Here is a 20,281-nt window from a genome sequence, read left to right as displayed (position 1 = left end):
TAACCGGTCAATTGACCAAGTCTTTTACTCTTCCAGCCCCTCTATACTTTTTTTGATAATAGTTGTCTTGTAGAGAGCTTACAGTAACCCCCCTGGAAGAAGATGTATGAGCAAATTTTCCGTCTTTTAAATAGATGCCTACATGGGAAATACTGTTCCCAAACGTATTAAAAAACACGAGATCTCCTTCTTGTAAATCGGTTTTATGAATTTTATAGACATCCTTTTCATACATAGCTTTGGAACTGCGGCTTAGTTCAATGCCATGCGCATCCTGAAAAACGGCTTGCACAAAGCCTGAGCAGTCTGTCCCATTTTTGGATTGTGTGTTGTCGCGGTGAGGCGTGCCTACCCAGTCCATGATATGGGCTACAAGCTTGGTATCCCGGAAAGGCTCTTCAGCATTGCTATCATCCGCTGAGGTTTCCTGTTCTTCCTGCCGATTGACGGGGATTACCCTAGGCACAACTTCATCTGTAACCATTTCTGTTTGTAGAGAAACTGAGCTTGGTTGACTTGGTTGAATGGCAGCCACATTTTTGAAAGAAGAAAACCCAGTCCAGATGATAGATAAGAGGATCAGCGTGGGTAACGTAAGTTTATGTTGTATAATCTGAATCCGGTGAGTATAGAGGTACTGGGCAGCTTTCCTTCCTAAAAGGAAAAAACCTTTGATAAGTAAATAGATGATTGCTACAACTTCCAACAAAAATATCCTTATCTGCTGTTTCATTATTCCTAACCAAATGTTCATACAGGTTAGATAACATATTTTTCCTCAAAATAAATTCCCAACCTATCATCTACACCCTCAGGACACCTTAAACAGAGATAACAGGTGAAGAGCAGCCGTCAATGCGGGCAATTGACCATTAATTACCTCCTGTTCTATTACTGGCAGCTGGGCTTGTATTTGGGGATGATTATAAAAATTGCCTTCCAGACCTTGTTTGATTGTTTCATACATCCATTGCAGGCTTTGGGTTTGCCGGTTTTTCAAAAGGTAACCGCTGGCTTGCATTTGTTGATGATAGACGGTAATAATTTCCCAAACCTGCCTAATACCTTCCTGTGTGTAAGCTGAGCAGGTAACAACCGGCGGATTCCATTTTTTTTCTGAGAGAGGGAAAAGATGCAAGGCATTTTTATACATCGCAGCGGCTTGTTCTGCTGCCTGCTTATTTTGTCCGTCGGCTTTGGTTATAGCAATGGCATCCGCCATTTCCATAATTCCTCTTTTTATTCCTTGTAGTTCATCGCCAGCCCCGGCTAAAGCGAGCAATAGAAAAAAGTCAACCATTCCATGCACAGCTGTTTCCGATTGCCCGACGCCAACAGTTTCAATAATAATCACTTCATACCCGGCAGCTTCACAAAGAAGCAATGCTTGCCGGGTATTTCTGGTTACCCCTCCCAATGAGTTTCCTGCAGGCGAGGGCCTGATATAAGCCAGTGGATCATTAGATAATGTTTCCATACGGGTTTTATCGCCCATAATACTTCCCCTGGTCCGCTGACTGCTTGGGTCTACTGCCAATACGGCAAGCTTTTTCCCTAAAGAGGTAATTATTTTACCAAATACTTCGATAAATGTACTTTTGCCTACTCCCGGCACACCTGTAATACCAATGCGGATAGCACGCCCGGTATGAGGCAATACTTGTGTTAATAGCTCCTGAGCTAATTTTTGATCAGCCGGCAGGTTACTCTCTGCCAACGTGATTGCCTGGCTTAAGAGTAGCCTGTCTGAACGAAGGATACCATCAAAATAGGTTTTTACCGGATGCCGATTCCTTTTTTTATTCATTACTATTAGGCTGATGCAACTAACTATACAATAGCTCTTTTAATAAGCTCATTTCAACAGAGATCATAAATATATAGCCAAGTGCCTATTCTTTTTTCATCTTACAAACAAACGATCACAAAAACTACAAGCAGGTAAATAGCAGTAAGAGTAATGTTAATTTGAATATAATACCGAAAAACATAAGACCTTTTTATGATAATCCTGTTCAAAATATATTCTGTAGAAATATAAAAAGGGCTAATTTTATAAAATTTATATTTAATGAGCTATTAAAAATTACTTTTACGTGTCAGATTTAGCCAACGGAGCTTATACATTTTCTTTATTGGAGCAAACATTAGTATTACTTCCTGAAAAAGCAATAATCTGGAAAGAAAAAGGAATTTTATTAGTAGCAGATGTTCATTTGGGTAAAGTAAATCATTTCAGAAAGTCAGGAATAGCTGTTCCACAAACAGTTGCAATCACTGATTATCCTGTTTTAGATAGAATTTTAAACCAGTATACTATTCAGGAAGTAGTATTTTTAGGTGATCTGTTTCATAGTCAGGCAAACCATGCCTGCGTTGAATTTTCAAAATGGGTTTTAAACTATCAGCATATCAGATTTACTTTAGTGAAAGGCAACCATGATATTCTACCTAAGTCATTTTATGATACAGCTACGATAAGTCTTTGTATGCAATCTTTACTTAATCCTCCGTTTATATTTTCTCACACTCCTCTTACAGAACCTTCACCGTATTATACACTTTGTGGACATATCCATCCGGCAGTTACACTATATGGCAAAGGAAAGCAAGTTCTTACGTTACCTTGTTTTTATTTTGGGAAATCAACAGGTATCTTACCTGCTTTTGGCAGTTTCACGGGGAAAGCAATTATTAATCCTGAACCTGAAAGCAGGGTGTTTGCTATAGCAGGTACAGTGGTGAAGAGAATAAATTAGGCAAATGAGAAAGGAATTTGTTTTTCTGTGGCTGAAAAGGCAACCCATTTGCAGGTAATGGTAGTATAAGAGGAAAATAATCTACAAATTAACTTACATATACGATCGTTCGCATGCATGCTTGCATTTGCTATTTTGATTAATATTCTGTTAAATTGAAAGAAGAAAAGTTGTTTTACCTTTTAAATATAATTTAACAGTTTTATTTAAAATAATCCGGTTACCAAATTTTTACATTGAGTATTAAACCTTAAAGCTTTGCTTTTGATAATGAAGGATAGCGAGATACTTGCCAGGATACGACAAGGAGATGAAGGCGCACTAGATTACCTTTATAAAAAAAATTACAAGATGATGACCAAAATGGTCATTAATAACAGTGGTACTGAAGACGAAGCAAAAGATATTTATCAGGATGCTTTAATTGTTTTCTGGCAGAAAGCTGTAAGTGGCAATCTTGTGCTTTCTTCTAAGATAAGTACCTTTATTTACAGCATATGCCAGAATTTGTGGCGCAAAGAGCTGGAAAGAAAAAGCAAACTTAGCAGTGAAGAAAAAGACAGCCCTGAAATTAATGATGTAGACCGTCGGGAGCGTATTGAAATTATAAATAACTCTATAAACAACCTGGGCGAAACATGCCGGAAAATCTTAACTTATTACTATTTCGATAATCTATCGATGAGTGACATAGCCGAGAAAATGGGGTTTGCCAATGCGGATACTGCGAAGACGAAAAAATATAAGTGTAAAAAAGAGCTTGACGAATTAATTAAATCGAAATACAAGGCCTCGGATTTCCTAGACTAAAATATGAACAAAGGATTAAACTACTCGGAAAAGTTAGAAGCGTACATCAGAAACGAACTTACAGAAAAAGAACGACTGGAGTTGGAAGAACAATTGCGGCAAGATCCCCTTTTGCAAAATGAACTTACCTTGCAGAAAGACATTATTGCCTCTATTAGTGATTACCGGAAAAATGAATTAAAGCAGCGGTTGAATAAGATTGATGTGAGTAGCAAAAGTTCACCAGGCGACTTTACTGTAGGAGGTGCTATTCTGGGAGGTATTGCCATTGTTGGTGTAGCCGGCTTTCTAATTTTTAAAGACTCAGGGAAGGATCTGTCATCTACGCAGCTTTCCGGTGCCGTTTCTCAAATGCCTGTGGATTCACAACATGCAACCAACCCTAGTGAAGTAACTTCTGAAAATACTATTGCTTTAGCAGACACTTACGACACAGCAGACAGTAACATGCCTGAAACGGTAACAAGTCCTGCAAATGTTAATCCTGCGCCAAAAAAAACAACACCTGCAAAAAATACACAAACAACCATAGCTCCAGTAGTAGTTGAAGCTACCCAGGCTATCGTTGAAGAAGAGGAAATCCAAAAAGATGATAAACTAGTACTCCCAGAAAGTGGTGTAACAAAACCGGCTGCCAGTGCCGAACCAACATTAATTATTGTTGATAATAATACATCCAAATATAAATTGCAGTATAAGTATACCAACGGCCAGTTGTTTTTATATGGCTTTGAAAAACCTTATAAAATTATTGATCTACCAGACCAGACTCAACGCTTTTTGCTATATGATGGCAAATTTTATAAGCTAAACCGCAATCAGCCTCAGATCTCTCCTATACAATTAGTAGATGACCAACAGGAGATAAAAGCACTTGAGTCTTATAAGTCAAATAATCCATAAATGTCATGCGCTCATACACCTGATCCAATAATAAGTACAGGCATTGAGGTAAAAAGAGTATACATATTTTAAAAAAACCTTTCCTCGAATCAGGAAAGGTTTTTTGCTTTTGCCCCATCAATGGAAATAACAATAGAAATAAATTCTTACCTTTGCTGCCTGATTTTATTCAATGCAAGTACAGGAAATAACATATAAGCGAAAAAAAAGATTAGGCAGTTACCCGTTTTTTACTGTTGTTTTTAGCCTCACCATGGCTTTGTTTGTGATTGGGTTAGGCGGTCTATTACTTTTACATGCCAGCAAACTTTCCAGTATTGTCAGGGAAAGTATAGAAATTCAAATCTACCTGGACAGATACCTTTCGCAAGAAGAAACAGCTAATGTGGAGAAAGCTTTACAGAAGCGGCCTTATCTGGAAAAAAAGGAGAATACCCCTCAGATTCAATTTGTGCATAAAGACGAAGCAGCCAAAAAATTTATAGAAGCTACCGGAGAAAACTTTATGACCTTGCTAGGTGAAAATCCATTAAGAGATGCGTATTTAATTAAGATTAAGCCGGAGTTTTACGACAACCGTAAAATGCAACTGATTAAGCAGGATGTAGAGAAAATACCAGGTGTTTTTGAAGCTACGTATGTAGAGAACCTAGTAGAGGAAATTAATCGCAATATCTACCGGATATCGTTTGTCTTGCTGGTTTTTGCGGCCTTGTTGCTTTTTACCATAACCATCCTTATTAACAATACTATTAAGCTGGCTTTATTCTCGCAACGATTTCTCATCCGCAGTATGCAGTTGGTGGGCGCCACCTCCTGGTTTATCCAGCGTCCTTTTTTATTCCGCTCGTTGGGGCAAGGTTTTCTCAGTGGGATTCTGGCTGCGGTTTTACTGTATGTGTTGCTGCAATATGCAAATACCCAGATAAAAGAATTGGTAATGTTACAGGTACAGGAGCAAATATTCCTTCTTCTGGCTGGGCTCTGTATACTCGGGCCACTTATCTCGTTATTCAGTTCATACAGATCCGTAAACAAATACTTACAGATGTCTCTAGATGAACTCTATTAATAAGGCTGCTTGCAGAAATAACAATTTAATAAAAATATAGCTATCTAACATATAATTCAATCGGTGTATTTTTGAACAATAACTTTTAGCTTATTACTCCTCATTCCGCTCTTCATTTCAACCATCAAACACGTGTATGGAAAATAAAAGTAAAATGGCCTTTGGCAAACAAAATTACATACTTATGCTGGCTGGCATAGCTGTACTAATTCTAGGCTTCATCATTATGTCCCTGGATAAAGAACCTTTCGGTTTTGGTGTATTAGGCTTAACGGTTGGCCCCATCATCGTCATGATCGGATTTATAATTGAATTTTTTGCCATCTTACGTAATCCAAAAAAATGAATGTAATAGAGGCCATTATTATGGCAATAGTTGAAGGACTTACCGAGTTCTTACCCATTTCCTCTACCGGACATATGATTATCGCCTCTGCAATGATGGGGATCAATGAGGAAGAGTTTACCAAAATATTTACCGTTAATGTACAATTTGGCGCCATACTTTCAGTGGTTGTGCTATACTGGCGGCGTTTCTTTCAATCTTTTGAATTTTATTTAAAACTATTTATTGCTTTTATTCCATCGGCCATTTTCGGACTGCTGTTTATTGATATAATTGATGCCTTGTTAGAAAATGTGGTGGTAGTTGCGGTAATGTTGTTAGTGGGAGGTTTTGTATTGATTTTCATTGACCGCCTGTTTAATAATCCGGAAAATGAACTAGATCAGGTAAATCACAAAAAGGCATTTACCATTGGGTTGTTTCAGTGCTTAGCTATGATCCCCGGCGTTTCGCGCTCGGCTGCTACCATTATTGGTGGCATGACTCAAAAATTAAGCAGGAAAGCAGCAGCAGAGTTCTCTTTCTTTCTAGCCGTGCCTACGATGTTTGCTGCCTCCGGATACAAGCTGTTAAAAGATTACAAATACATAACCATACAGAACATTGATACCTTACTGATTGGCAATGTGGTAGCATTTATCGTAGCTATGCTGGCTATCAAGTTTTTTATCTCTTTTCTAACGAAATATGGATTTAAGGTATTCGGATATTACCGGATTGCCCTTGGGTTGCTGCTGTTGATCTTATTTATGATGGGGGTAGACTTAGAGGTCTGATCCGGCAATAGGCTGCAGGGACTAGTCCTTTCATCCTAGAACTATTTTACTTTACACGTATCAACTGAGCAAATCCAAGGCTCAGTTGATTCAACTTATTCCCTTTCCATATGCCTTATCACTTTGAAGAAGGAGAAGTGCTGCTGATTGATAAGCCCTACCGCTGGACTTCCTTTGATGCAGTGCGAAAAATCAGAAATACCATAAAAATAAAGAAGATAGGACACGCCGGCACCCTGGACCCCCTGGCAACCGGCCTGTTAATTCTTTGTACAGGCAAAAAAACAAAGAGTATAGACCTGTATCAGGCGCAGGAGAAAGAGTATACCGGCCAACTGGTACTTGGTAAAACCACGCCATCTGTAGATCTGGAAACAGATTTCGATCATTCCTATCCCATTGAACATATTACTCCGGCCATGCTTCAGGAAGCAGCCAGTTCGTTAACTGGTATGCTTCAGCAGGTTCCTCCTGTATATTCAGCCATACAGGTAAATGGACAGCGGGTGTATAAAAAAGCCCGTAAAGGGGAAATAGTGGAGTTAAAAGCGCGTGAAGTGTATGTGCAGGCATTTGATATTACCCATATTGACTTTCCTGTGGTACATTTTCGTATTATTTGTTCTAAAGGTACCTATATTCGCAGTTTGGTACGGGACTTCGGACAATATCTGCATTCGGGTGCCTACTTATCTGAGCTGCGCAGAGTCAGAATTGGAGAGTTTACTGTAGCAGAGGCATTAACCATCGAACAATTTATACAATCACTTGGGCAAACACATGAAGGTACACCAGGGACTTGATCATTTTACCAAATTACCTTTTGCAGTCGTTACCAGCGGCACATTCGATGGCGTACACGTAGGTCATCAGAAAATACTTGCCCGTTTACGGGAGGTGGCCCGGTTGCATCAGGGAGAAACCGTAGTGATTACTTACTGGCCACACCCCAGGCTCATTGTATCTACAGATAGTGCAGACCTTAAACTACTTTCTACCATAGATGAAAAAATAGAACTTCTGGACAAGCATCAGATAGACCATCTGGTTATTATTCCTTTTACCAAAGAGTTCTCACAACTAAGTTCTAAAGAATTTATTACCCAGATTCTGGTTGAAAAGATAGGCACCCAAAAACTGGTGATTGGCTATGACCACCGGTTTGGAAAAAACAGAGAAGGGAGCTTTGAACACCTGATCCAGAACGCCTCTACCTATGGGTTTGAAGTAGAAGAAATTCCCCGTCAGGATATTGATGATGTGGGAGTTAGCTCTACCAGAATCCGCCATGCACTGATGGAAGGCAATATTCATATCGCTAATGAATACCTGGGGAGTCCTTATACACTGAGTGGCAGAGTTGTCGCAGGAGATCAGATTGGCCGCCAACTGGGATTTCCCACAGCAAATATTCACCTTGAACAGGCATACAAATTAGTACCCATGGATGGCATTTATGCAGTTAAAGTGGCTCACCTTGATAAACTTTATCAAGGAATGCTGTATATCGGTAGTCGTCCGACCATAGATGGCAAAATGAGAAGCATTGAAGTAAATATCTTTGATTTCAATCAAACCATTTATGGAGACAGGTTGGCTATTTATTTTATGGAACTCATCCGGAAAGATCAAAAGTTTGACAACATGCATGCTTTACAGGTACAACTTCAGAAAGATTACCACCAGACGGTTGAGCTTTTTAAAACTATCATCTCCTAATTTCTGCTTGTTGTATGAAAGATAAAGTTGTTATTATAACCGGAGCATCCTCAGGCATTGGCTCAGCCTGTGCTGAAGAATTTGGTAAAAACGGGGCGAAAGTAGTCATTACTGGCCGGAGCCAAACGAGCTTACTTGAAACCGCAGATTACCTGCGTTCATCCGGTATAGATACTCTTCCTATTGTAGCCGATGCGAGTTTACAGGAAGACAATAAACGCATGGTGGAAGAAACCATTAGGCACTATGGCAAAATAGATATATTGATCAACAACGCCGGTATCTCTATGCGAGCCCTGTTTGCTGAACTTGATTTGCAGGTATTTGAAAAAGTAATGGACATTAACTTTTATGGTACAGTGTATGCCACTAAGTATTGTCTTCCGTATATTCTTGCCACCAAAGGGTCTGTTATCGGTATTTCTTCTATTAATGGATACAGGGGCACACCAGCCCGCACCGCTTATACGGCTTCTAAATATGCTATGCAAGGCTTTCTGGAATCGCTACGGACAGAAGTAATGAAAAGCGGAGTACATATATTAGTAGCTTGTCCGGGTTTCACAGCATCTAACATCCGGAATGCTGCCCTTCTGGCCAATGGTCAACCTCAAGGCGAGTCACCACGGGCAGAAGAGAAGCTTATGAGCGCTGAGGAAGTTGCCCGGCATATCTACAAAGCTACCATCAGCCGGAAACGCGATCTGATTTTAACCACACAAGGCAAACTGGCTGTATTCCTCAACAAATGGATACCAGGTATCATGGATAATGTAGTGTATAATGTAATGGCTAAAGAAAAAGACTCTCCTTTTAAATAAAAACTATTCCACCAGCCACACATTTTGCTTCCGGACATAGGCAATTTGACCGTTCCATTGCACCTGCACCCAGATATCCTGTTGCTGTTGCACATCTAACCGGTGTCCCTTCTGAGCAATATACACTAATTCGGCTCCTGCTGAGGGAGCACTCATCAGGTATACATTATCCTGCGAAATAATTGCCTGCTGGTCTGCCTTTTGAATATTGAGAAAAAGTAATACTAGCACCAAAAAAAGCATGCAACCAGCCAGATGCCGGGCAGGTAAGTACTCTCTCCGGACTTTTCGGACAATTAAGGATACTATCCAAATAATGCAAATTACTAATATGGCCGCTGCCAGATAAGTATAATACCGCTGATAGAGAATTAGAAAAAGGTCAACGTCCCTGAATTCATAGCCTTGCAAATTATAGGTGGCAGCTATTTCCTTCATTTTATTAACAACTTGCAGATTGGGCCGCTGTAAGTAATACAGGCTAAGAAAATATAAGGCTTTGGTATAATTGCCGTTCCCTTCCTCCACATACGCCATTTTCAACAGCATAGCAGGGGAAGCTTGCCCGGTTTGAGAAAAAATTTGTTCATACTGATGCAGCGCCTGCGTATACTTTTGCTGAACAAACAGTGTATCTGCCTGAGCCAATAACAATTTAATATCCTGGCTATAAGCCAGATGGCTTAAAACAAGGCATCCCCATAAAAAAAAAGCTATTTTTTTTAAATCTATATTTTGCATTTAAAACCTGAACATCTATATTTGCAACGCAATTAAGGAAACACCTTAGACACTTGCAAAAGTACAAAAAGATTCCGTAGCTCAGTCGGTAGAGCAATACACTTTTAATGTATGGGTCCTGGGTTCGAATCCCAGCGGGATCACTGAAAAGCCTCTAATTTTAGAAATTAGAGGCTTTTTTCTATTAGGGGGAAATTATAGGGCAAGTGCATTAATAATTCTAATATTTAATTTATGTCAGAGACTATATATAAATTACTTCGAAGAGTATTTAGATAAAATTCAGTCTATATTAGAAAGTAAAAAAACACTTTCTAATATAGAGGTCAAAGAGAAGAATCTTGGCAACTTGTGCCTAGTCCAATAACTTAGCTTTGCTTAAGACAGAAACAGGATTATTGGCAGATTTTAAAAGAAGGATGTTGCCTTTCTTGCCCCGCTTATTAAATATAGATTTAAAATTAGAATTACTGGCATTAGCTCAACATCATGATTTACCCACAAGGCTGTTAGACTGGAGTGAAAATCCTTCCTATAAGAAAGGTTTATACAAGTTTGTCTGCCCGGACAATGTTAGAAATTCAGTATTAAATAGAGTAGATTCCTACGGAATAAATATATATGCTATATATCCAGATTTGGTTGGCTTATCTAACTATTTAAAATGGAAATATATTGAATCCATTAAATAATTTGTGTCGCATCCTCCCCCACTTCCAAATCTTCCTGCAAGGAATGGCTCAACATTCACCTACTTGGCCAGCCAGGAAATACTGGATAAAAAGGAATAGAAAAGAAAATAGGTATTAGGAATTAATTTGCCTCAGAATTATCTTCAGGCTTTTCAACCGCTTTATATGCTTACTATCTTCCAGCTTCAGCATCTCCCCTTACACGATCAGGTTCAATATGTTTTGGAGAATGGGGAGTTCTTAGCTACTCAAATTAAAGAAGATTGCATAATTAACCTATATTGGGTAGGCAGCGTTCATGCAAAAGTTTTCCTGGGTGATGAAGCCGATAGTTATGTTGAAGTTATATTTAGTGAAGAGTCCTTTACTGATTATTTATGACTATCTTCTTACTTGCCTCGAATTAATACATGCTTAGGTATTTTGCAGATGCCAGCATATTGTGGAAGTAAATATAGTTGGCTCAAGTAATAACCAGTAAAACAGTAAGGCCAGAGAATATTCTCTGGCCTTACTGTTTTACTGGTTAAGATCTATATTTAGTAGCAACCTATTTGTTTCGACAAGTGAATTCCCTGTGATCCAACTTTGTTGAGGCGCTTATTTGCTGGCGGTTTCAGATTTGCCAGCCACCAGTTTCAGATTAATAGTAAAGGTATCGTCAATAATTTTGTCTGCTGCAGTGCCAATAATAGCTGCCCGGTATTTAATATCATACTTTGTCCGGTCTACGTCAATCTTGGCTGTAGCTTGCGCACTACTTGTAGTCAGATTTACAACGGCAGGGAAGGTTACCGAATTGGTAATGCCTTTAATGCTTAAATCTCCGGTAATTTTGTAATTAGCCTCTCCTGCTTTAGCATTGGCTATAGGCTCTGCTTTGGTAATTTTAAAAGTAGAAGCAGGATTTTTCTCTACGGAAAAGAAATCTTCTGACTTTAAATGGTTGGTTAATTTGGCGTTCATGCCTTCATCCGTAATATCGGTAACTGAGATGCTGGTCATGTCCATAGTAAAGGTGCCTCCGGTTAGCTTGTTTGCATTGACTGTCAAGCTGCCTTTGGCTACTTTAACTTTGCCGGTATGTTCTCCGCCTACTTTTTTCGCATTCCAGGTAAGCTCACTTTTTGCAGGGTCTACTGCCAAGGTTGAGGCCTTAGCTGCCTTAGATTTGCCAGGGTCCTCACCTGCTACCAGGTTTACCTGATTGAACAACAAAGTGAATACGATTACGCTTAACAAGATTTTTACTGTTCTCATACTGTTTTCGAATAAATAAGTAAATGTGATGATAATTTATACCTAAACTAGTTTAAATAAACAGGGACTGGTTATACCTATCCACTATTCATTTCTATCCAAAGATAGCATAAGAATTTGAAGCAATCTTGAAGAAAAGTATTTTAACAAACGGGTATTGATGGCATTACAAAACACGCTAGCCAGTATCTGGCAACCGATTGTGAAAGGATAATGCTACTTTTATTGCTCTATCGCGGAAAAAATCGCTACTTTACCAAGTAGCTTTTATCCATTTTACCAAGAACTTTCCATCATTGCAGTTTCTACACTTCAAGATTACTTCAAAAAGTACGTATATTTTGAAGGGTATGATAGATAGTATTGATAGTAAAATGCACGGCGACCTTAAAATTCATTTACCTATACCATTATGAAAAACTTCATTTTTTTTCTTCTGTTTTCAAGCCAGCTAGTGTCGCTGGCTGTAGCACAAACCCCAAGCGGGACAACCAGTGGCATAAACCGCGTTACAATAACAAACGGCACCCTGGAAGGTGTTATTGAAAAAAGTGGCATCCGCGCTTTTAAAGGAATACCCTTTGCTGCTCCACCCGTAGGTGAACTGCGTTGGAAGGAACCGCAACCGGTAAAAAACTGGCAGGGAGTGCGCAAAGCTGACAAATTTGGACCCATGGCTATGCAGCGGGCAGTTTTTGGAGATATGAACTTTCGTTCTGATGGCATGAGTGAAGATTGCCTGTATCTGAATGTATGGACGCCAGCTAAATCAAATAAAGAGAAGCTGCCGGTACTGGTCTATTTCTATGGAGGAGGTTTTATGGCCGGAGATGGATCAGAGCCACGGTATGATGGGGAAAATATGGCCCAGAAAGGCATAGTTGCTCTTACCGTGAACTACCGCTTAGGTGTATTTGGTTTTATGGCACATCCGGAACTTACCAAAGAATCAAGTAAGAATGCCTCTGGTAATTATGGCCTACTAGACCAGTCGGCTGCGTTACGCTGGGTTCAGCAGAATATTACCGCTTTTGGTGGAGATCCTAAGAAAGTAACTATTGCCGGTGAATCAGCCGGTTCATCCTCAGTTTGTGCCCAAATGGCCTCTCCATTATCCAAAGATTTAATTAGTGCTGCTATTGGAGAAAGTGGATCGTTGTTATCCTTATTACCAGCTACAACGCTTGCCCAGGCAGAAGAAGCAGGCGTAAATTTTGCTAAAATCGCAGGTGTAACTTCCCTACCTGATTTACGAGCCATGCCAGCTGAAAAGTTGCTGGAAGCTACAGCTAACCCGGAAAGCCCGCGGTTCAGACCTATTGTGGATGGGTACTTCTTACCCAAATCTGCAATGGCAATATTCCAGGCCGGAGAGCAGGCAAAGGTACCTTTACTGGCTGGCTGGAACTCGGAAGAAATGAATTACCGGTCCATTCTGGGAGAGGAAGCTCCTACCCCGGAAAACTACCAGAAAGCCGTAGAGAAACTCTTTGGTGACCATGCGGAAAAAGTACTGAAACTGTATCCGGCTTCTACCCAGCAGGAAGTAATGCAGTCAGCTACGGCCTTAGCCGGCGACCGGTTTACAGGCTACAGTACCTGGAAATGGATAGATGTACATAGTAAAACAAGTGGCAAATCTGTATACCGCTACTACTATACACGGCCACGACCTCCTATGACTCCCGAAATGGGCGATGCAGCTCCAGGGCTAGCTGGAGGTGTAGTACGAGGCACGGATGCAGAGGCTATGAAAGTGCCTCCAGCACAAGGGGCAGTACATTCAGCGGAAATTGAGTATGCCATGGGTAATCTCGCAACCAATAAAGTATACGCATGGGCACCAGAGGACTACAAAGTATCCCAGCTGATGCAGGAGTACTTTGCTAATTTCATTAAGTTGAAGAATCCCAATGGCAAGAACTTACCTGACTGGCCAGCTGTCAGTGGAGATAAGCCGGCTCAGGTAATGCACATTGATGTAAAATCCGGCGCCCGGCCTGATCAGCAGCGGGAACGTTTTCTGTTATTAGAGCAAGCAAATATGAAGTAAGCAATTACGAACAGAAACGAACATGGACGAAATCAAAAAAGAAGCCATTAAACAAGAAGTATTTGACCTCTACGATGACTATGCCCATAACCGGCTAGACAGACGTGAGTTTATGCAAAAGCTTTCTACGTATGCGGTGGGAGGCATTACGGTAGCTTCACTCATGGGTTTTCTGATGCCAGATTACAAGGGTGGTATTCAGATTAAAGCAGACGATCCTCGATTAAAATCAGAATATGTCAATTACGAATCTCCCAAAGGCGGCGGAAAGATGAAAGGTTTATTATCTATGCCTGCAGACTCGAAAAAGAAGCTTGGAGGCATTGTGGTGGTTCATGAAAACCGGGGACTAAATCCCCATATTGAAGATGTAGCCAGAAGAGCTGCCCTGGCAGGATTTGTATCGTTTGCACCAGATGCCTTAACCCCTTTGGGCGGCTACCCTGGAAATGATGATGAAGGCCGTACACTGCAAAGTAAACGGGACAGAAACGACATGCTAGAAGATTTTATTGCTGCCTATGACTTTCTGAAAAGCAACAAAAGCTGTAATGGCAAAATTGGAGTAGTAGGCTTTTGCTTCGGTGGCTGGATTGCTAATATGATGGCTGTACGCATTCCAACGTTAGCGGCATCTGTTCCATTTTACGGAGGGCAGCCTGCCATAGAAGATGTTCCCAAAATAAAGGCTCCACTCCTTTTGCACTATGCAGAATTAGATACGCGGGTAAATGAGGGTTGGCCGGCCTATGAGAAAGCATTGCAAGCGAACAAAAAAGACTATAAAGTTTATATGTATGCCAATGCCAACCATGGCTTTCATAATGATACAACCCCCCGTTACGACAAAGCAGCGGCTGAACTTGCCTGGAAACGCACCGTCGATTTTTTTAATGCAGAATTGAAGTAGCAAACTACGAGTAGCATGCTTCTTTAAAAGCTTTTATTGTCTGATGGCTGGCAGCGTATGTGTACAATAGAAACAGTGTACACATACGCTGTCTTCGTTTTCAGCCTTATTCCTTGTATTATTGACTACTAGCCTGCTATGTTTATTTGTGTATTCTGAGTACCGGATGGTTAAAATCAATATTCGAGACATTGAATACATAGAAAGCCTGGAAGACTATATCCGTATCCACCTGATGGGCTCTAAGCCGGTAATGACCTTGATGCCTATAAAAAAAGCAGTAGAAAAACTTCCATCCGGAAAACTTAAATGGATACACAGAAGCTATGTAGTGAGAATTGATCAGGTAAAAGCCATCGGTAAGCGGAAGGTAGTGCTCGCTTCTGGCAAAGAATTACCTGTAGGCGAAAGTTATGAAGGCTTTAACAAAGAGTGGATGCACGCCTAATGATTTTTCAAATTTCAATGCCTGATTGCAAGTACCAGTAAGTTAATATTTCTTGGAAGAAACACGATTTCGCCCCCGTAATCCGTTTTACAAGAAAGAGTTAACTGTCATCCATGACAATCTATGAAATAAATGTATTGTCTACCCCTTGTGGTCGGCCTTCGGAAGTTTTCTCAGCGTGGGTGCATTTAACGGTTTCAATAAGTATCTATAGCAGATTTGTCGATTGATTTTAACTTCTTATCGAGAACATGCATAGTTCGGCAAGGTTTTTACAGGATGTATGTAGGTGGCCATTGCACAATCAAAGGTTACACGTTTACTTAAGCAATCTAGCATATGAAGACAGCGAAACGAACCGGCATCCTGGGCATACTGCTCCTATGGATGTGTATACTAGCAAGTTATCAACAGGCCAAGGCACAAGGGGGAGGCAGCATTTCTTTCCAGACGTTTTACGACGAACTGGCTCCTTATGGACAGTGGGTGGTGCATCCTCAGTATGGCTCCGTATGGATTCCTGCCGTGGAGCAAGACTTTCGTCCGTATGCCAGTAATGGCCATTGGATTATGACGGAATATGGCAACACCTGGGTATCAGACTATGTATGGGGATGGGCTCCTTTTCATTACGGCCGCTGGTTTTATGACGACTATGATGGTTGGGTATGGGTTCCTGGCGACGAATGGGGACCTGCCTGGGTTGCATGGCGATCGGGAGGTGGGTACTATGGATGGGCTCCCCTTGGTCCGGGAATGAATATTAATGTATCTATAAATATTCCGGCTATACACTGGGTATTTGTTCCGCAAATACATATTGCCAGCCCTTATATTTACAGATATTGTGCACCCAGACCACGGATCGTTCATATCTACAACAGAACTGTCTATATTCGGAATACCTACCGCTACAACAATCGTGTATATGTCTGTGGACCTTACCGCCACGAAATAGAAAGAACTACCCGAAGAACTGTACCCGTTCACCGGATAGAGTCTACGAGTAGGCCTGGCCGTCCGCTCTCTCGCAATGGTTCTATTGCGATGTACCGCCCGGAAGTTAGTTCACCCCGGCAAGTATCCGGCAGAGAAACGGATCATTCGCAAGGTAACAACAGGCAAACACCAGGCAGGGCAGATAGAAATAGTAGAATAGAAAGCCAGGAAACTCCTTATACCCAACATACCCCTGCTAACAATCCCAGAGGAAATAGCGCGAATCAACCCAGAGAGAATAGGGCTAGTAATTCAAGAGAAGAAAGAAACCAGGGTAATGCCGGAAGGACAGGCGCTACTTCCTCTAGCCCTGATTTTACCAGAGAAAGCCGGTCAGAAAGCCGTTATGAGCAACCCACACGACAGCCTTCTACCGCCAGCCGGCAACGAACACCTGAGCCAGCACAACATCGGTCTCAGGTGAGCAGTGAAAGCAGATCTCAAAGACAGCCGCAAACTCACGGGGAAACATCACCGCGGCAGAGGTCTTCCCGGACAGAAAGCGAAAAAGCCAGAAGAAATGAGTAAGGGCCTGCGGTAAAATAGCTTCCTGCACTATAAGTCATAAGTTCCTACAAACGGGAGCTTTCTGAAGCAACCTTTCAGAAGGCTCCCGTTTTAAGTAAAACAGGCTTAGGGATGGATAACATAGGTTGATAGTAGCCCAAAGGATTCCTGAGAAAAAAGCAAGCAACTAGTTTCCCATGAGTGGATTCAGAGTCAAAATTAGCCGGCAGCGATTTATAATATTGCAAAGTCGTATAATACACTGAATGCGTATTTAGAAACTGCCATCAAATGCCTTTAGCGGCTCCCTACAGCGTTTTCTAACATCTGTAAAAAAGCGGGTTGTTCCCATGCCTCCGCTTGATGTCCCATAGACGTGTAAAAAGTCCGGCCACGGCCACTTGCCCGGTACCAGCTAACCGGATGATCTTTCCCCATACCAAAATCTTTATCTATTATCCAGAGAAAATTTCCTCCGGGAATAATCTTTTCTCCATCTATGGTATAGAGCACCTCAAAACCTTTGGTACGGGGATTTTCAAAAAACACGTACCATTCATCGGTATGGGTCCATTGCTTTGGCAACCCCTGTATAAGTAAGGTGTCGGGAACAGCGTTCAGCATAACCGTTGTTTGCTGTAGCTGCGGGTCAATCGGATGATGAGAAAACCGTACACCAGTTAAATTTTGCTCGTACCATTCCCAGTGATGCGAATCGTCGCCCGAGCCATGAATGCCAATCAGGCTGCCGCCTTGCTCCACATAATTTTCCAAAGCCCTTTGCTGAGTATCGTTTAGCACCCGGCCAGTAGAATTATTGAAAATCACCACATCAAAGTTAGCTAACTGCTCAGGGTTAAATACCCCTCCTTCTTCAGTGCTGTACAAAAACCAGTTATTCTTCCGGGCCAGTTCAGCGAAGGCTTTTTTACCTGCCTCTATAGATTCTCCATGACGAAAACCGGTAGCTTTAGAAAATAGCAGCACACTAGTATGGGTGGACGGAAAATCAATGCTAGGAACTTGCGTTTCGTAAGAAACCGGAAAGCCATGCTTGACTTTGTACAGGAAACCGGCAAGTAAAATGCCTGCCACAGCAATAATGCCTATACCAGACCATAAAATTATTTTCAGCATTCGTTTCATCATAAACACTTCCGTTGACTAGTTGCAGGCTCCATTGGAATACAAGGCTTATGTTATAATTTACAAGCATTTTCAGTTGTCCCTACTATCTATCATTGTTATATAATACAGCAAGCCTATCGCCCGATTCAAGATACTACAAAATACTATCCGTATCCCCCTTTCTGCTTCCGTATTGAGGTTGTAGTACCTTGCAACACCAGGACAACCATGTAGCATACATTAACCAGCTTAATTAATCCAGGATAATTCTCAAAAACAGATAAATTTTTTATGAATAAATCATAAATTGTCAGCCGGTTTACTAGCTGATCATTATCTATTAAATTTAGTAATACAAACCTATGCAATACCGGAAACTGGGAAGAACAGCATTAAATGTGTCTATGTTAAGTTTTGGCGCCTCCCCCTTGGGTAACGTTTTTGAGGTAGCTGATGAACGCGAAGGAACTCAGGCCGTCCATTATGCCATCGATCATGGCATCAACCTTTTTGATGTTGCCCCTTTTTATGGCGCAGGCCTTGCCGAAGAGCGGCTCGGAAAAGCCTTAAAAGGCAAGCGGCAAAACATTTTTCTGGCAACCAAATGTGGCCGCTATGGCCTGAAAGAGTTTGACTTTTCCTACGACCGGATCTTGCGCAGCATCGACGAATCGCTTATTAGACTGCAAACAGACTATGTAGATATTTTCCAGCTGCACGATATTGAATTTGTGGATAAACAGCAGATACTTGAAGAAGCCATTCCTGCCATACATAAAGTAAAGGAAATGGGAAAAGCCCGCTATGTAGGCATTACTGGCCTGCCGGTACGGTATCTGGCGCATATAGCACGGCAAGTAGATCTGGATACGGTGCTTTCCTGGGGACATTATAATTTACTGGAAGATGAAATTAACGATGAACTCGTGCCGCTTTCCAATGAAAAAGGCTTTGGATTACTGAATGCCTCTCCCCTGCTCCAGCGCATTTTATCCGATGCTCCCTTGCCTGCCTGGCACCGCTCTCCACAAGAAGTAAAGCAGTTGCAGCCTAAACTAATAGACGTTTGCAAACGGTATGGCGTAAATGTAAGTGAAGTGGCCATTCGCTATGCACTGGACCATCCGGACATTGCCTCCACTATTGTGGGTATTTATACAATGGATCATATTACGCAGAATTTACGGGCAGTAAATCTTGAGATACCCGATGGCCTGTTGCAGGAAATTGAACAACTCGTAGCTCCTGTCAAAAATAACATGTGGTATGAAGGGAAACCTGAAAATAATATTCCCCAAAAACAGAATTAACCTACAATGAAAGCATTATTTCTAACAGAACCGGGAAAAACCGCAGTACGCCAGGTAGATGAACCTCAGATAAAGCCAGAAGAAGTGCTGTTGCGCATAGGCATGGTAGGATTTTGTGGCGGAGATTTGAATGGATTTAGAGGATTATTTGAATTACAAGAATACCCGAATATACTTGGCCATGAGGTAGGCGCAACGATAGAAAAGGTAGGCAGCCAGGTTCCGGATACATTTACCCCAGGCATGAAAGTCACCTTATCCCCGTATTTGAACTGCGGAGAGTGTATTTCCTGCCGCAAAGGCCGCCCGAATGCCTGCCAGGATAACAAGACGATGGGTGTTAGGCGCCCTGGAGCCATGACAAAATACCTGGCTGTACACTGGAGCAAGTTATATGCTTCACAAAAATTATCTCTCCGGGAACTTGCCCTGGTAGAGCCTCTTACGGTAGGATTTCATGCCGTCACCAGAGGCCGTGTGACCGCCCAGGACAAAGTAGCCGTTATTGGGTGCGGCATTGTAGGCATAGGAGCCATTGCCGGGTCAGTAAGCCGCGGAGCAGAGGTAATTGCCATTGATATTGATGAATCTAAAATGCAGATAGCCAAAAAAATAGGTGCTCAACATACTATCAACACTTCTCAGGTAGACTTGCATGAGGCACTGATGAAAATTACCGGTGGCGATGGTCCGGATGTGTTTATTGAAGCAGTGGGAAGCCCTGCCACCTACCGCACGGCCGTAGAAGAAGTAGCCTATACTGGCCGTGTAATATGTATTGGCTATGCCAAAAAACCGGTGGAATTTAACACGGGCATCTTTGTGCGGAAAGAAATAGAAATCCTGGGCTCCCGCAATTGCCAGGGAGAGTTTACAGAAGTAATCCAGTACCTGGAAGCCGGCAAGTTTCCGGTAGAGGAAGTAATCAGCAAAGTTGTTTCGTTAGATGAAGCAGGGGCAGCGCTGGCGGCATGGGCAGAAAATCCTGGCCCCATTACTAAAATCATGGTTGAGCTCGACAAATAAA

General features: G+C 41.6%; 21 protein-coding genes and 1 tRNA gene. 17 read left to right on the top strand and 5 right to left on the bottom strand.

Features of this window, described 5'->3' with window-relative positions; translation table 11 throughout:
• Positions 1-7 precede the first annotated feature (7 nt).
• Together Q0590_RS31925 and meaB are read right to left on the bottom strand one after the other, a co-directional pair.
• On the bottom strand, positions 8-754 hold the full coding sequence (locus tag Q0590_RS31925; protein ID WP_302041725.1) for a C40 family peptidase: 747 nt from the start codon (positions 752-754) through the stop codon (positions 8-10).
• Positions 755-811: 57 nt separating this feature from the next.
• On the bottom strand, positions 812-1,807 hold the full coding sequence (gene meaB, locus Q0590_RS31920; protein WP_302041724.1) for a methylmalonyl Co-A mutase-associated GTPase MeaB: 996 nt from the start codon (positions 1,805-1,807) through the stop codon (positions 812-814).
• A gap of 289 nt (positions 1,808-2,096) precedes the next feature.
• Between meaB and pdeM the strand changes: the two genes are divergently transcribed.
• From pdeM to Q0590_RS31875, 9 genes are all read left to right on the top strand, one after another.
• Positions 2,097-2,759 carry a ligase-associated DNA damage response endonuclease PdeM gene (pdeM, locus tag Q0590_RS31915; RefSeq protein WP_302041723.1) on the top strand — a complete coding sequence of 221 codons (663 nt, stop codon included), beginning with the start codon at positions 2,097-2,099 and terminating at the stop codon, positions 2,757-2,759.
• Positions 2,760-3,029: 270 nt separating this feature from the next.
• Positions 3,030-3,569, top strand: a complete 540-nt coding sequence (locus Q0590_RS31910; protein WP_302041722.1) for an RNA polymerase sigma factor — start codon at positions 3,030-3,032, stop codon at positions 3,567-3,569.
• 3 nt (positions 3,570-3,572) lie between these two features.
• Positions 3,573-4,472 carry a hypothetical protein gene (locus Q0590_RS31905; RefSeq protein ID WP_302041721.1) on the top strand — a complete coding sequence of 300 codons (900 nt, stop codon included), beginning with the start codon at positions 3,573-3,575 and terminating at the stop codon, positions 4,470-4,472.
• Between the two features lie 253 nt (positions 4,473-4,725).
• On the top strand, positions 4,726-5,544 hold the full coding sequence (locus Q0590_RS31900) for a cell division protein FtsX (RefSeq protein WP_302041720.1): 819 nt from the start codon (positions 4,726-4,728) through the stop codon (positions 5,542-5,544).
• Between the two features lie 136 nt (positions 5,545-5,680).
• Positions 5,681-5,890, top strand: coding sequence for a DUF3098 domain-containing protein (locus Q0590_RS31895; protein ID WP_302041719.1), 210 nt, complete (start codon positions 5,681-5,683; stop codon positions 5,888-5,890).
• Positions 5,887-6,666, top strand: a complete 780-nt coding sequence (locus Q0590_RS31890) for an undecaprenyl-diphosphate phosphatase (RefSeq protein WP_302041718.1) — start codon at positions 5,887-5,889, stop codon at positions 6,664-6,666. Before Q0590_RS31895 ends, Q0590_RS31890 begins: the two co-directional genes overlap by 4 nt.
• Before the next feature lie 110 nt (positions 6,667-6,776).
• Complete coding sequence (gene truB, locus Q0590_RS31885) at positions 6,777-7,469, top strand: tRNA pseudouridine(55) synthase TruB (protein ID WP_302041717.1); 693 nt, start codon at positions 6,777-6,779, stop codon at positions 7,467-7,469.
• Complete coding sequence (locus Q0590_RS31880) at positions 7,447-8,385, top strand: bifunctional riboflavin kinase/FAD synthetase (protein ID WP_302041716.1); 939 nt, start codon at positions 7,447-7,449, stop codon at positions 8,383-8,385. The genes truB and Q0590_RS31880 overlap by 23 nt, the downstream gene beginning before the upstream one ends.
• A 14-nt stretch (positions 8,386-8,399) precedes the next feature.
• A complete protein-coding gene (locus Q0590_RS31875; protein WP_302041715.1) occupies positions 8,400-9,206 on the top strand; it encodes an SDR family oxidoreductase in 807 nt (268 codons plus the stop codon).
• A gap of 3 nt (positions 9,207-9,209) precedes the next feature.
• On the opposite strand, the gene Q0590_RS31870 is transcribed toward Q0590_RS31875, so the two are convergent.
• Positions 9,210-9,947 (bottom strand): SH3 domain-containing protein, encoded by a 738-nt coding sequence (locus Q0590_RS31870; RefSeq protein WP_302041714.1) that lies wholly within the window; start codon positions 9,945-9,947, stop codon positions 9,210-9,212.
• A gap of 70 nt (positions 9,948-10,017) precedes the next feature.
• On the opposite strand from Q0590_RS31870, the gene Q0590_RS31865 reads away from it, so the two are divergent.
• A tRNA-Lys gene (locus Q0590_RS31865) sits at positions 10,018-10,090 on the top strand.
• A gap of 231 nt (positions 10,091-10,321) precedes the next feature.
• Positions 10,322-10,639: an FRG domain-containing protein gene (locus tag Q0590_RS31860; protein ID WP_302041713.1), complete on the top strand. Its 318-nt coding sequence runs from the start codon at positions 10,322-10,324 to the stop codon at positions 10,637-10,639.
• Between the two features lie 600 nt (positions 10,640-11,239).
• Here Q0590_RS31860 and Q0590_RS31855 read toward each other — a convergent pair.
• The gene (locus Q0590_RS31855; RefSeq protein WP_302041712.1) at positions 11,240-11,899 is read right to left on the bottom strand and encodes a YceI family protein; all 660 of its coding nucleotides are present in this window, start codon (positions 11,897-11,899) and stop codon (positions 11,240-11,242) included.
• 412 nt (positions 11,900-12,311) lie between these two features.
• Here Q0590_RS31855 and Q0590_RS31850 point away from each other — a divergent pair, with 412 nt between their 5' ends.
• From Q0590_RS31850 to Q0590_RS31835, 4 genes are all read left to right on the top strand, one after another.
• Positions 12,312-13,952 (top strand): carboxylesterase/lipase family protein, encoded by a 1,641-nt coding sequence (locus Q0590_RS31850; protein WP_302041711.1) that lies wholly within the window; start codon positions 12,312-12,314, stop codon positions 13,950-13,952.
• A 22-nt stretch (positions 13,953-13,974) separates the two neighbouring features.
• The gene (locus Q0590_RS31845) at positions 13,975-14,862 is read left to right on the top strand and encodes a dienelactone hydrolase family protein (protein WP_302041710.1); all 888 of its coding nucleotides are present in this window, start codon (positions 13,975-13,977) and stop codon (positions 14,860-14,862) included.
• A 166-nt stretch (positions 14,863-15,028) separates the two neighbouring features.
• A complete protein-coding gene (locus tag Q0590_RS31840) occupies positions 15,029-15,310 on the top strand; it encodes a LytR/AlgR family response regulator transcription factor (RefSeq protein ID WP_302041709.1) in 282 nt (93 codons plus the stop codon).
• A gap of 339 nt (positions 15,311-15,649) precedes the next feature.
• A complete protein-coding gene (locus tag Q0590_RS31835; RefSeq protein WP_302041708.1) occupies positions 15,650-16,837 on the top strand; it encodes a DUF6600 domain-containing protein in 1,188 nt (395 codons plus the stop codon).
• Between the two features lie 276 nt (positions 16,838-17,113).
• Here the strand turns inward: Q0590_RS31835 and Q0590_RS31830 are convergent, their stop codons facing one another.
• Complete coding sequence (locus Q0590_RS31830) at positions 17,114-17,953, bottom strand: ThuA domain-containing protein (protein ID WP_302041707.1); 840 nt, start codon at positions 17,951-17,953, stop codon at positions 17,114-17,116.
• 353 nt (positions 17,954-18,306) lie between these two features.
• Between Q0590_RS31830 and Q0590_RS31825 the strand changes: the two genes are divergently transcribed.
• Positions 18,307-19,254 (top strand): aldo/keto reductase, encoded by a 948-nt coding sequence (locus tag Q0590_RS31825; protein ID WP_302041706.1) that lies wholly within the window; start codon positions 18,307-18,309, stop codon positions 19,252-19,254.
• Between the two features lie 6 nt (positions 19,255-19,260).
• Positions 19,261-20,280, top strand: coding sequence for a zinc-binding alcohol dehydrogenase family protein (locus Q0590_RS31820; protein WP_302041705.1), 1,020 nt, complete (start codon positions 19,261-19,263; stop codon positions 20,278-20,280).
• The last annotated feature ends 1 nt before the right edge of the window (position 20,281 follow it).

Origin of the sequence: Rhodocytophaga aerolata (assembly GCF_030503435.1) — a bacterium.
GTDB classification, from domain to species: domain Bacteria; phylum Bacteroidota; class Bacteroidia; order Cytophagales; family 172606-1; genus Rhodocytophaga; species Rhodocytophaga aerolata.
This window is presented reverse-complemented; position numbering and strand designations above follow the sequence as displayed.

Excerpts from the sequence above, each read along its gene's own strand:
- Q0590_RS31925 (WP_302041725.1), bottom strand. The coding sequence starts at position 754 with ATGAACATTTGGTTAGGAATAATGAAACAGCAGATAAGGATATTTTTG.
- meaB (WP_302041724.1), bottom strand. The coding sequence starts at position 1,807 with ATGAATAAAAAAAGGAATCGGCATCCGGTAAAAACCTATTTTGATGGT.
- Q0590_RS31910 (WP_302041722.1), top strand. The coding sequence starts at position 3,030 with ATGAAGGATAGCGAGATACTTGCCAGGATACGACAAGGAGATGAAGGC.
- Q0590_RS31905 (WP_302041721.1), top strand. The coding sequence starts at position 3,573 with ATGAACAAAGGATTAAACTACTCGGAAAAGTTAGAAGCGTACATCAGA.
- Q0590_RS31900 (WP_302041720.1), top strand. The coding sequence starts at position 4,726 with ATGGCTTTGTTTGTGATTGGGTTAGGCGGTCTATTACTTTTACATGCC.
- Q0590_RS31895 (WP_302041719.1), top strand. The coding sequence starts at position 5,681 with ATGGAAAATAAAAGTAAAATGGCCTTTGGCAAACAAAATTACATACTT.
- Q0590_RS31890 (WP_302041718.1), top strand. The coding sequence starts at position 5,887 with ATGAATGTAATAGAGGCCATTATTATGGCAATAGTTGAAGGACTTACC.
- truB (WP_302041717.1), top strand. The coding sequence starts at position 6,777 with ATGCCTTATCACTTTGAAGAAGGAGAAGTGCTGCTGATTGATAAGCCC.
- Q0590_RS31880 (WP_302041716.1), top strand. The coding sequence starts at position 7,447 with ATGAAGGTACACCAGGGACTTGATCATTTTACCAAATTACCTTTTGCA.
- Q0590_RS31875 (WP_302041715.1), top strand. The coding sequence starts at position 8,400 with ATGAAAGATAAAGTTGTTATTATAACCGGAGCATCCTCAGGCATTGGC.
- Q0590_RS31870 (WP_302041714.1), bottom strand. The coding sequence starts at position 9,947 with ATGCAAAATATAGATTTAAAAAAAATAGCTTTTTTTTTATGGGGATGC.
- Q0590_RS31855 (WP_302041712.1), bottom strand. The coding sequence starts at position 11,899 with ATGAGAACAGTAAAAATCTTGTTAAGCGTAATCGTATTCACTTTGTTG.
- Q0590_RS31850 (WP_302041711.1), top strand. The coding sequence starts at position 12,312 with ATGAAAAACTTCATTTTTTTTCTTCTGTTTTCAAGCCAGCTAGTGTCG.
- Q0590_RS31845 (WP_302041710.1), top strand. The coding sequence starts at position 13,975 with ATGGACGAAATCAAAAAAGAAGCCATTAAACAAGAAGTATTTGACCTC.
- Q0590_RS31840 (WP_302041709.1), top strand. The coding sequence starts at position 15,029 with ATGGTTAAAATCAATATTCGAGACATTGAATACATAGAAAGCCTGGAA.
- Q0590_RS31835 (WP_302041708.1), top strand. The coding sequence starts at position 15,650 with ATGAAGACAGCGAAACGAACCGGCATCCTGGGCATACTGCTCCTATGG.
- Q0590_RS31830 (WP_302041707.1), bottom strand. The coding sequence starts at position 17,953 with ATGCTGAAAATAATTTTATGGTCTGGTATAGGCATTATTGCTGTGGCA.
- Q0590_RS31825 (WP_302041706.1), top strand. The coding sequence starts at position 18,307 with ATGCAATACCGGAAACTGGGAAGAACAGCATTAAATGTGTCTATGTTA.
- Q0590_RS31820 (WP_302041705.1), top strand. The coding sequence starts at position 19,261 with ATGAAAGCATTATTTCTAACAGAACCGGGAAAAACCGCAGTACGCCAG.